This window comes from Rathayibacter sp. PhB127 (assembly GCF_003751665.1).
Classification (GTDB): Bacteria; Actinomycetota; Actinomycetes; order Actinomycetales; family Microbacteriaceae; genus Rathayibacter; species Rathayibacter festucae.
In genome coordinates, this window is sequence record NZ_RKHW01000002.1 from 68,743 (window position 1) to 79,804 (window position 11,062).

Consider the following 11,062-nt stretch of genomic DNA (forward strand, 5'->3'; position numbering starts at 1 on the left):
CTAGCCAGGCCGCGCGCGGGCTCGCCACCCCTTGCGCCCTCCGAGCATCCGCGTAGCGTCGGGGCCATGACCGACACCACCATCACTCCCGCCACCGACGACGACCGCGCTCAGATCACCGAGATCGTGAAGAGCGCGAAGATCGGACTCCTCACCACCGTCAACGAGACCGGGCAGCTCGTCAGCCGGCCGCTCGCCGCGCAGGACGTCGACTTCGACGGCGACCTCTGGTTCTTCACCCAGGACCCGTCGGCGAAGGTCGACGACATCCGCGCCAACCCGAGCGTCAACGTCGCCTTCGAGTCGAAGAAGGGCTACCTCTCGGTGGCCGGCTCGGCGACCGTCGTGCACGACCCCGCCAAGGTGGACGAGCTCTGGTCGCCCTCCGTCTCGGCCTGGTTCCCCGACGGCAAGGACGACCCGAGCGTCGCGCTGCTGCGTGTCTCGGCCGAGACCGTCGAGCTCTGGGTGACCGACTCCCCCGCGCCCGTCGTGCTCTTCAAGGTCGCGAAGGCGGCCGTCACCGGCGGCCAGCCCGACATCGGCGAGAACCGCACCGTCTCCTTCGAGTAGCCGCGGCTCCCTCCCCTCCGCGAGATGCCACTTGTGCACACCTTTCACGGCGTGTCGCGTGCACAAGTGGCATCTCGCGGGAGATCAGCGCTAGTCGACGGCGATGCCGCGGGACTCAAAGAAGATCCGCGGGTCGAGGAGGTTCCCGTTCTGCGTGATCGTCAGGTGGCAGTGGTTGCCGAAGCTGACGCCGGTGTTCCCCGTGTATCCGACGACCTGCCCCTTCGTGACCCGATCGCCGACCGAGACGATCGGCGATCCGGCGATCAGGTGGCCGAGCAGTGAGACGACCCCGTCCGCGTGCCGGATGTCGACCCTGTGTCCGTAGACAGGGTCGGACGTGGTGGCGAGGATCACCGTGCCGTCGCTCATGGCGCGCTGCGGCCAGTTCTGCGGCAGCCCCCAGTCGAGACCGCGGTGGCCGTTGGGGTGGGCGCTGTCCTTGACCTGGAACTCCGTCGTCACTCGCCACGTGCCCTCGAACGGGAGCTGCCACGTCGCGGGCACGGCCGTTCCGGTCACGTTGTTCCAGACGCTCACTCCGTCGTCGCGGGTCATCAGCAGTCGGCCGTCCGTCTCGAGAACGACCCTCTTGCCCTGACGGCCGGCGGTCGACGCCTGCCACCGCACATTGGCGCCGTTCTGAATGACGAAGTTGCCATCGCTCTGCATCGACGCGACGGAGCCGGGGACCGACGTGCGGGTCTGCCACTGCACAGCGTTGGACCGGCTGTAGATCACGAAATTGCCGTCGGCCTGCATGACCGCTTTGTATCCGTTATTGGACAGGTAATGTCCGGGCTGGAGAGCCTCTCCGGCGATGAGAGCCGCAGAGAAGGTGTTCGAGCGATATCCCGCAGTGCCGTCAGAACGGTAGAGGACGATGTTCCCGTCGTCCTGAAGCGAGAGCTTCGCCGCCGTTCCCGTGGAATACGTCTGCCAGATGGAAGGACCGGATCCCCGATAGATGACGAGATTGCCGTCCGCCTGCGGGACGAATCGGCAGTCCGCGCCGCTCGTGTACGACTGGAAGACGATCTGATTGCCGGGCGTGTAGACGGCGAGATTGCCGTCGCGCTGCATGACGAGTCGGAACTGCCCCGAAGGGGATCGGAGAGTATCGCCGTACGCCATCTCGGTCCCGACCGGAACGGAATCCGTGTAGAAGATCGGCTTCGTCTCCGTTCCGCTGAACCAGAGGGCCGAGTTGGACGTCGACAGCAGCACGAGATTGCCGTCGTTCTGCATGACGAGCTTGCGCGCCGCAGCGCCGGATCCGCCCGCCCGCAGCACCTTGACGACACTGTTGTCGGTCGCCCGGTAGATGACCAGCCCGCCGTCGGCCTGGACCGCCAGCCTCGCTCCGCTGTTGCCGCCCGTATCGCTCTTCCAGAGCGCTGAATTGTCCTTGGCGTAGATGACGGCATTGCCGTCCGACTGCATCACGAGACGAGTGCGGCCGTTCGGCGAGACGATCTGATCTCCATTGCGGAGATCGGCCGGAGCGGCGACTTCTCCGACGTAGTCCACTGCGAGAGCAGGAGTCGCCGAGACGACGGACGCGGTGACGACAGTGGCTCCGAAAGCGGCGAGCACGGTACGACGTTTCATGGGTTCTCCTCATCGAGAAACGCGACGCTCTCTAGCGCCGCTCTTTGAACGTAACAGCCGGACAACGAGCGGTCCATGCTCATTCGAGATTTCCTCATTCCCGTGTGAGAATGCCGCGGATATTCGGGGGTTCCGATGAGTTCAGACACCCGGACGGGGGTGTCGGTGTCGCCTAACGACCTTCCCGTGGCGCAAAAAGTCATCTCCATGGCTGCCTCGGATCGCCGTACGACGGCGTGCGCGCTCCCCGTCCTGTGCACCTCTTCGCTCCGCGAGATGCCACTTGTGCACGCTTTTCGCGGCGTGTCGCGTGCACAAGTGGCATCTCGCGGACGGGGGGCAGGGGTTACGGGCCGCCGAAGCGCTCGGTGCGGACGCGGGCGGGGTCGTGGCCCTGGGCGACCAGGGCCGTGGCGACGGCCTCGACGAAGGCGGTGGGGCCGCAGACGTAGACCGTCGGCTCCTCGGAGGCGGGGATCGCCGTCGCGGCGAGCAGCTCGGGGGTGAGCCGGCCCGCGGGCCGAGCGGCGCCGGGCGGGGCGACGCGCGTGTAGACGAGCTCGGTCTCGACGCCGCCGCGGTCGGCGGGCAGGTCGCCGAGCGCGCGCAGGTCGTCGCCGTAGTAGGCGAAGACGCTGGAGCGCACGGAGTAGAGCAGGCGCATCGGGGCGGCGCTCCCGACGCGGCCGTGCTCGCGGGCCATCGCCATCAGCGGGACCAGCCCGCTGCCGCCGGCGATCAGCTGCACCGGCTCGGTCTGCTCGGGACGCCAGACGAACCAGCCGCCGATCGGACCGCGCACCTCGAGGCGGTCAGCCGCCTCCAGGCCCTCGACCAGGTACGGCGAGACCTCGCCGTCGTCGAGGCGCTCGACGGCCAGCTCGACGCGGTCGCCGTCGGAGGGCGCCCCGATGGAGTAGGAGCGGCTCGCCTGGTAGCCGTCGGGTGCGGTCAGCCGCACGTCGAGGTGCTGCCCGGCCAGGTGCCCGGGCCAGCCCGGGACGCGGAGCGCGATCAGGCGCGAGGTCGGAGTGAGCGGCAGGACCGACTCGGTCACCGCCTCCGTCCAGATCACCAGTAGCGCTCCTCCTTCCAGGGATCGCCGTGCATGTGGTAGCCGTTCTGCTCCCAGAAGCCGGGCTCGTCGCCGGGCATGAGGCGGAGGCTGCGGACCCACTTCGCGCTCTTCCAGAGGTAGAGGTGCGGCACGAGCAGCCGCGCGGGTCCTCCGTGCTCGGCCGCGAGCGGCGCGCCCTCGAACTCGGTCGCGATCCAGGCCTTGCCGTCGCGGATCTCGGAGAGCGGCAGGTTGGTCGTGTAGCCGCCGTAGCTCTGCGCCATCACGAAGCCGGCGTCGCTCTCGATGCCGTCGAGCAGGAGGTCGACCGAGACGCCGCGCCAGTTCGTCGCGAGCTTGGACCAGCGCGTGACGCAGTGGAGGTCGGTGTGGATGTCCTCGCGGGGCAGCGCGGCGAACTCGTCCGCCGTCCAGCGGCGCGCCCCGGCGGGGCCGGCGTCGATCGAGAAGGCCCACTCGTGGATGTTCGGGGTCGGCCCGATCGAGAGGACGGGGAAGCCCTTCTCCAGGTACTGGCCCGGCGGGATGTCCGGGTTCTGCTCGCGCTTGCCGAAGAAGCCCCGCGTGATGATGCCCATGTCCGCCTCAAGTCCTCGGGTGCGCCCCGGTCCGTGGATGCCGCTCGTCGCTCGCCAGGCTAGCGCGCGGCGCCCCGCTACCGCATCGGGCCGCGAGCGGCGAGCCCGCGACCGTGTCGGGGGTGGGTGCGAGGATCGGGCCATGAGCAGAACAGTCGTGCCGCCGTATCTCCTCGTCCGCATCGCCCGACTCGACGACCCGGCGTTCGCCCGGGCCGCGCGGGCGGCCAGCCGCTCCCTCGAGCAGGACGTGCCCTTCCGTCGCGTCCGGCCGGGAGAGCCCTCCCCCGGTCGCTCGACCGCCACCGCGTCGCCGGTCCCCCGCGCGGAGCGGGTCGCCGCCCTCCAGCGGACCATCTCGGACGCGCAGTCGACCGAGACCCTGCCCGGCACCGTCGTGCGCACCGAGGGCGCGCCCGCCACCGGCGACGCCGCGGCGGACGAGGCCTACGACGGGCTCGGGGCGATGTCCGACTTCCTCCAGCAGGCCTTCGGCCGCGACTCGATCGACGACGCCTGGCTGCCGCTGGACGCGACGGTGCACTTCGGAGAGGACTACGACAACGCCTTCTGGGACGGCTCGCGCATGGTCTTCGGCGACGGCGACGGGCAGGTCTTCCGTCGTTTCACGGTCTCGCAGAGCGTGATCGGCCACGAGCTGGCGCACGGCATCACGGAGTACACCGCGAACCTCGTCTACCGGGGGCAGTCGGGGGCGCTCAACGAGTCGATCTCGGACGTGTTCGGCGCGATGCTCGAGCAGTTCGGCGCCGGCCAGGGCGCGGAGGACGCGAGCTGGCTGATCGGCGAGGGCCTCTTCACCGACGAGGTGCAGGGCACCGCGCTGCGCTCGATGATCGCGCCGGGCACCGCCTACGACGACGACGTGCTCGGCAAGGACCCGCAGCCCGGCTCGATGGCCGACTACGTCGACACCGAGGACGACAACGGCGGCGTGCACATCAACTCCGGCATCCCCAACCGCGCCTTCGCGGTCGCGGCGATCGAGCTCGGCGGTCCCTCGTGGGAGCGCGCGGGTCAGGTCTGGTACGACGTGCTGACCGGCGGCGTGCTCACCGCGACGGCGGACTTCGAGGGCTTCGCGGCGCTCACCCTGGCCGCGGCGGCCGAGCGCTTCGGCGTGGGCTCCGAGGTCGAGGCGGCGGTCCGCACCGGCTGGACGACCGTGGGGGTCGCGCTGCCGGAGTAGCCGCCTCCCCGTGCCGGTCGAGCAGCCCCGCAGGGGCGTATCGAGACCCACCACCGTCAGCAGTCCCGTCTGCAGGCTCGCCTCTCGGCGGTGGTGGATCTCGATACGCCCGCTGCGCGGGCTACTCGATCAGCATGAAGCGAACACTGCGCGGACCACGCGGGTGGCAGGGGCGCCCGCTGCGCGGACCACGCGGGTGGCAGGGTCGCCCGCTGCGCGGGCTGCTCGACCAGCATGCGGTGGGGGCGGGCGCGTACGATCGCGGCCATGGATGTGATCGTGTCGCGCAGTGGCGGCTTCGCCGGGCTCCGCCGGGTCTGGCGGATCGATGTCGATCAGCAGCCGGACGAGGGCGCCTGGCACGCTCTGATCGGCTCGCTCGACTGGGACGACCGGCCGCGCGCCGCGGCGGCTCCTGCCGGGCGGCCCGACCGGTTCGTCTACGAGATCCGGGTGCAGACGCACACGGTGCGGCTCGGTGAGACGGAGCTCGACGGGGCCTGGCGCGAGCTGGTCGACCGGGTGAAGAGGGCGCAGCCGCGCTGAGGGCCTCGGTAGTGAACGAGCGAAGGCGCAGACCCCGGTGATCCGGGGGCTGCGCCTTCAGTGCTTGCGGGGTGGGTCTCGATACGCCCCTTCGGGGCTACTCGACCGGCATGAATCGAGACGCCCCTGCGGGGCTGCTCGACCAGCACGCGGCGACGTACGGCTTACTTGGTGCCGAGGAGGTCGATCACGAAGATCAGGGTCTTGCCGGAGAGGGGGTGGCCTCCGCCGGCGGGGCCGTAGGCGAGGGCGGGCGGGCAGATCAGCTTGCGGCGGCCTCCGACCTTCATGCCGGGGATGCCCTGCTGCCAGGCGCGGATGAGGTTGTTGAGGGGGAAGTTGATCGACTGGTTGCGGCTCCAGGAGGAGTCGAACTCCTCGCCGGTGTCGTACTCGACGCCGAGGTAGTGCACGTCGACGGTGGAGCCGGGCTGGGCCTCGGCGCCGTCGCCGATGACGAGGTCCTCGACGACGAGGGTGTCGGGGGCCGGGCCGTCGGGGGCGTCGAGCTCGGGCTTGGTCAGGTTCTCGCTGCTCATGCTCTCCATCCTAGGAGGGACGCCCTGGACGCTCGATCCCCGCCGGCCGCCACTCCGACCGGCTCACTCGACCAGCGTGAGGCGCTGGGTCGGCCGGGTCATCGCGACGTACAGCGAGGCGGCGCCGCGCTCCTCCGCCGCGATCAGCCGCGGCTGGGCGATCACGACGGAGTCGAACTCGAGCCCCTTCGCATCGGCCGTCGAGAGCACGGCGACCGGACGGTCGAGACCGCGGGAGCCGCGGCCGACCTCGCGGCCGAGCTCCTGCTCCAGCCGCGCGGTGATCGCGTCGAGCTCGTCATCGGGCGCGATCACGGCGAGCGTGCCGTCCCCGATCGCGCGGTCCTCCAGGACGACAGCGAGCACCCGGTCGGCGAGCACGGCGTCGCCGCGGTCGCGCACGGTGCGGACCGGCCACTCCGTGGAGCGCACCGCCTCGCCCGGGGTGATCTCGAGCCCGTTCTCGCGTGCGGTGCGCTCGGCGTAGGCGACGATCTGCGCGGGCGTGCGGTAGTTGACGGTCAGCTCCTCGAGGCGCCACGGCGCGGCCTCGCCGTCGCGGCCCTGGCGGCCGAAGGTGTCGCGGAGCGCGGCGTCCCAGCTGGACGCGGCCGAGGCTCCGGACGCCTGGGCGACGTCGCCGACGATGGTGAAGGAGCGCATCGGGCAGCGGCGCAGCAGCACCCGCCACTGCATCGGCGAGAGCTCCTGCGCCTCGTCGACCACGACGTGGCCGTAGGTCCAGGAGCGGTCGGCCGCCGCGCGCTCGGCGGTGGTGCCGACGCTGGTGCGCTCGGCGAAGCCCGCCGCGAGGTCCTTGGCGTTGACCATCCCGTCGACGCCCATGTTGCGGATCGCGGCCTCGGCGTTCTCGACGTCCCGGCGGCGCTGCTCCTTCTCGGCCTTCTTCTGCGCGTCGGCGTGGTCGTCGTAGGCGCCGAGGAGCTCGGCCGCCTCGTCGAGCAGCGGCACGTCGGAGACGGTGAAGGCGGCGTCGCGGTCACGGCGCAGCAGGGCGCGCTGCTCGGGAGTCCAGCGCGGGGTGAGCGAGGCGAACCAGTTCGGCCGGGCGTAGAGGTCCTGCAGCAGCTTCTCCGGGGTGAGCGGGATCCACGCGGTGTTGAGGGCGACGCGGACGTCGTACGCGGTGCGGACGTCCTCGCGGAGGACCGCCTCGTCGGCCTCGTCGACCGTGTTGCCGTGGCTGCGCAGCTGGTCGGCGAGCTGGCGGGTGAGCTGGGTGATCATCGCCTTGACGAAGGTGACGCGGGCCTCGTTGTGCGGCTTGCGGGAGTCGCGGGCGCGGGTGATCGCACGCTCGACCTCGTGCGGCTCGAGCCGCAACTTCTCGCCGTTGACGTCGAGGACCAGCGTCTCGGCCGGGACGGCCTGGCGGGAGCGGACGGCGCGCTTGAGCAGCTCGGCCATCCGCGCGGAGCCCTTGACCCGGGCGACCGCGGGGCGGTCCTCCTCGATGAGGTCGAGGCCCGGGTAGAGCTGGCCGAGGGTGGAGAGCACGACGCCGGTCTCGCCGAGGGAGGGCAGCACCGCCTCGATGTAGCGCAGGAAGGAGCGCGACGGCCCGACGACGAGCACCCCGGAGGAGGCGATGCGGTCGCGGTGCGAGTAGAGGAGGTAGGCGGCGCGGTGCAGCGCCACGGCGGTCTTGCCCGTGCCGGGGCCGCCCTGCACGACGAGCACGCCGCGCAGCTCGGAGCGGATGATGCGGTCCTGCTCGCTCTGGATGGTCGCGACGATGTCGTGCATCCGCCCGGTGCGCTGGGCGCCGAGAGCCGCCATCAGCGCGCCCTCGCCCTGGAGCGCCGTGCCCTCGCGGAGCAGCTCCTCGTCGAAGACCTCGTCCTCGAAGCGGATCACCTCGCGGCCGCGGAGGGTCAGGTGCCGGCGGGCGCGGGTGCCCATCGGGCGGGCGGCGGTGGCCTGGTAGAAGGCGGCCGACTGCGGAGCGCGCCAGTCGAGCAGCAGGGTGTCCTGCTCGTCGTCGCGCAGGCCGATGCGGCCGATGTAGCGGTGCTCGGTCTCGGCGTCGGCGAGGGTCAGCCGGCCGAAGGCGAGGCGGTCGTCGGCGCCGGAGAGCGAGCGGATGCGGTCCTCGTAGAGGCGCGCGAACGCGTCGCGCTCGGACCGGCTCTGGTGGTTGCCGCCGACGCTCTCGATCCGGACGGAGTCGAGCGCCTCCCTGGACTGCGCGATCAGCTCGTCGAGGCGGGCGTAGAGCCCCGCCACGTACGCGCGCTCGCGCGAGAGCTCGGACTCGAGGATCGTGTCGCTGTCCGTCATCGTGCGCCCTTCCCTGCCGGTTCCGCGGTCTCGGGCGGGAGGCGGATGCGCTCCGGGGACCGTCGAAAACAGGCGGTCCAGTCTAACGACCGCGCGGGCGCCGACCCGCGCGACGGGGCTTCTCGCGACTCGCCGTGGGCGAACGGCGACGCCCTCTTGCGGACGGCCGCGGAGAGGCGCATGCTGTCGGTCAAGAAGAGCTCGACGCCCCGTCAGAGCAGCCGGACCTGCCGCTGCCGCAGGGCGTCGAGGTCTTTAACGGGCAGGTTCGCGCGGTCCCGCCCCCGCTCCTCCTGAGAAGCTTCTCAGTGATCCGTGCGAGCTGCTGCGATGATGAGTGCGGGAACCTCAGGGCTCTCGACCGCCTGCCCACGCACGGCCACGCCCTCGGGAGCCCGCATGACTCCGACACCCGCGCTCGCCCCGGTGCGCCGCCTGCGCTCCGTCCGGGTGCGGATCCTCGCGGCGATCCTGGTCGTCACCGCGCTCGGCCTGCTGGTCTCGGGGGGCGCGTCGTTCCTGCTGCAGCGCGACCGGATCCTCGCCTCGATCGACGAGGAGCTGCGCCAGCAGGTCGAGAGCGTGCGCACGATCGTGGAGTCGCCCGCCGGGGCGACTCGGATCGAGCCGGACGAGTCGCCGCTCACCGCGGCTCCCACGGACGGCTCCGGGTTCACCGACATCGACGCCCTGCTGCGGACCGTCCTCGGGCAGGTGCTGCCGCGGCTGGACGGGAGCACCGTGGGCCTGGTCGACGGAATCGCCCGCTGGGAGCCGCAGCCCTACGCCCTCAGCTTCCTGCTCGACGACGACCCCGACTTCCTCGCCCGCGTGTCGGAAGAGACGGCGGCGGGAGCGACGGTGCTCGGCTGGGGCGAGACGGAGGACGGGACGCTCCGCTACGCCGCCGTGCCCCTGCGCGTCGAGGGCTCGGACGCGGCCGGGGTGTACGTGACGGCGGTCGACACCGATGCTCGGCTCTCCGACCTCGCGGACGTGTCGCGGAGCTACGCCGTGATCGCCGCGCTGGCGCTCGCGGCGACGGGACTCGTGGGCTGGTTCGTCGCGGGTCGCCTGCTCTCCCCGATCCGCGAGCTGCGGCGCACCGCGTCCCGGATCACCGCGACCGATCTCGGCGAGCGGATCCCGGTCGGCGGAGACGACGACGTCTCCGACCTGACCCGCACCGTGAACGACATGATCGGGCGGCTCGAGGGCTCGTTCGACGCACAGCGGCGGCTGCTGGCGGACGTGCGCCACGAGCTGGGCACGCCGATCACGATCGTCCGGGGCCACCTCGAGCTCGTCGACGCCCGCGACCCCGGCGACGTCGAGGCCACTCGCGCCATAGCGCTCGACGAGCTGGACCGGATGGGGCACCTGCTGGAGGACATCGCCGAGCTGTCGGAGGCCGAGCGCGAGGACCGCGTCCCGCTGCAGCCGGTCGACGTCGGCGAGCTCACCCGGCGGGTGCTGGCGAAGGTCGCGGTGATCCCCGGACGCGACTGGCGGGCGGGGCCCGTGGCCGAGGTGCAAGTGGACGCGGATCCGGCGCGGCTCACCCAGGCCTGGCTGCAGCTGGCCGACAACGCCGCGAAGTACAGCCCGGAGGGCTCGGCGGTCGTGCTCGGCAGCGAGCGGCGCGGCGACCGGGTCGAGCTGTTCGTCACCGACGAGGGACCCGGGATCCCGGCCGCGGCGCGCGAGCGGATCTTCGAGCGCTTCGGCCGCGTCGACGACGGTCGCGGCATCCGCGGCTCCGGGCTCGGCCTCGCGATCGTCTCCGCGATCACCCGCGCGCACGGCGGCCGGGTCGAGCTCGACTCCGTCCCCGGCCGCGGCACCCGCTTCGCGCTCTCGCTCCCCCTCGAGCGGCGCTCCCCTGCCGACGACGAATCGACCGACGTTCCCCCGAGAGGACGAGCACAGTGAGCACCATCCTCATCGCCGAGGACGAGGAGCGCATCGCCGCCTTCGTCGAGAAGGGCCTGCGCTCGGCCGGCTACACGACGACCCGGGCGGCGCGCGGCGACGACGCGCTCGCGTATCTGCGCAGCGGCGGGTTCGACCTCGTGCTGCTGGACGTCGGTCTGCCCGGCATGGACGGCTTCGCCGTGCTGCGCACGCTGCGGGCGGAGGGGGCGACACTGCCGGTGATCATGCTGACGGCGCGCAGCTCCGTCGCCGACACGGTCGAGGGGCTCGACCTCGGCGCGAACGACTACCTCGCCAAGCCGTTCCGCTTCGACGAGCTGCTCGCGCGGATCCGGGTGCGGCTGCGCGACGCAGCGGCGGGCTCGGGTTCGGCCGAGGACGACGGCCTGCTCGTGCACGGCGGAGTGACCCTCGATCTGCGCTCTCGCCGGGCGACGGTCGAGGGCAGCACGCTCGACCTCTCGGCGCGGGAGTTCGCGCTGGCGGAGGAGTTCCTCCGCCACCCGGAGCAGGTGCTCAGCCGGGAGCAGCTGCTGAGCCGGGTCTGGGGGTTCGACTTCGATCCGGGCTCGAACGTCGTCGACGTCTACGTGCGGTATCTGCGCGGCAAGATCGGGGCCGAGCGGATCGAGACGGTGCGCGGCATGGGCTACCGGATGGTGGGCTGAGGCGGAGCGGTCCTCCACCGGCG

Annotated in this window: 10 protein-coding genes; 5 read left to right on the forward strand and 5 right to left on the reverse strand. The window is 71.8% G+C overall.

All coding sequences use genetic code 11. From position 1 onward, the window contains the following. The first annotated feature begins 66 nt into the window (after positions 1-66). Positions 67-573 carry a pyridoxamine 5'-phosphate oxidase family protein gene (locus tag EDF22_RS10870; protein ID WP_123704988.1) on the forward strand — a complete coding sequence of 169 codons (507 nt, stop codon included), beginning with the start codon at positions 67-69 and terminating at the stop codon, positions 571-573. Positions 574-663: 90 nt separating this feature from the next. Here EDF22_RS10870 and EDF22_RS10875 read toward each other — a convergent pair whose 3' ends face one another. The 3 genes from EDF22_RS10875 to EDF22_RS10885 form a co-directional block, all read right to left on the reverse strand. After that, a complete protein-coding gene (locus EDF22_RS10875) occupies positions 664-2,103 on the reverse strand; it encodes a peptidoglycan DD-metalloendopeptidase family protein (RefSeq protein WP_185038869.1) in 1,440 nt (479 codons plus the stop codon). Positions 2,104-2,530: 427 nt separating this feature from the next. Beyond that, positions 2,531-3,259: a ferredoxin reductase gene (locus EDF22_RS10880; RefSeq protein WP_260303410.1), complete on the reverse strand. Its 729-nt coding sequence runs from the start codon at positions 3,257-3,259 to the stop codon at positions 2,531-2,533. Continuing rightward, the gene (locus EDF22_RS10885) at positions 3,256-3,840 is read right to left on the reverse strand and encodes a molybdopterin-dependent oxidoreductase (protein ID WP_123704990.1); all 585 of its coding nucleotides are present in this window, start codon (positions 3,838-3,840) and stop codon (positions 3,256-3,258) included. Before EDF22_RS10885 ends, EDF22_RS10880 begins: the two co-directional genes overlap by 4 nt. A gap of 142 nt (positions 3,841-3,982) precedes the next feature. Here EDF22_RS10885 and EDF22_RS10890 point away from each other — a divergent pair, with 142 nt between their 5' ends. Both EDF22_RS10890 and EDF22_RS10895 read left to right on the forward strand, forming a co-directional pair. After that, on the forward strand, positions 3,983-5,050 hold the full coding sequence (locus EDF22_RS10890) for a M4 family metallopeptidase (protein WP_123704991.1): 1,068 nt from the start codon (positions 3,983-3,985) through the stop codon (positions 5,048-5,050). 267 nt (positions 5,051-5,317) lie between these two features. Then, entirely contained in the window at positions 5,318-5,596 is a 279-nt protein-coding gene (locus tag EDF22_RS10895) for a protealysin inhibitor emfourin (protein ID WP_123704992.1), read from the forward strand. Positions 5,597-5,760: 164 nt separating this feature from the next. Here EDF22_RS10895 and EDF22_RS10900 read toward each other — a convergent pair whose 3' ends face one another. Next, positions 5,761-6,135 (reverse strand): FKBP-type peptidyl-prolyl cis-trans isomerase, encoded by a 375-nt coding sequence (locus EDF22_RS10900; protein ID WP_123447904.1) that lies wholly within the window; start codon positions 6,133-6,135, stop codon positions 5,761-5,763. A gap of 63 nt (positions 6,136-6,198) precedes the next feature. Continuing rightward, positions 6,199-8,436 carry a UvrD-helicase domain-containing protein gene (locus EDF22_RS10905; protein ID WP_123704993.1) on the reverse strand — a complete coding sequence of 746 codons (2,238 nt, stop codon included), beginning with the start codon at positions 8,434-8,436 and terminating at the stop codon, positions 6,199-6,201. Between the two features lie 399 nt (positions 8,437-8,835). On the opposite strand from EDF22_RS10905, the gene EDF22_RS10910 reads away from it, so the two are divergent. Then, positions 8,836-10,368: a HAMP domain-containing sensor histidine kinase gene (locus tag EDF22_RS10910; RefSeq protein WP_123704994.1), complete on the forward strand. Its 1,533-nt coding sequence runs from the start codon at positions 8,836-8,838 to the stop codon at positions 10,366-10,368. Continuing rightward, on the forward strand, positions 10,365-11,039 hold the full coding sequence (locus EDF22_RS10915) for a response regulator transcription factor (RefSeq protein WP_123704995.1): 675 nt from the start codon (positions 10,365-10,367) through the stop codon (positions 11,037-11,039). The genes EDF22_RS10910 and EDF22_RS10915 overlap by 4 nt, the downstream gene beginning before the upstream one ends. The last annotated feature ends 23 nt before the right edge of the window (positions 11,040-11,062 follow it).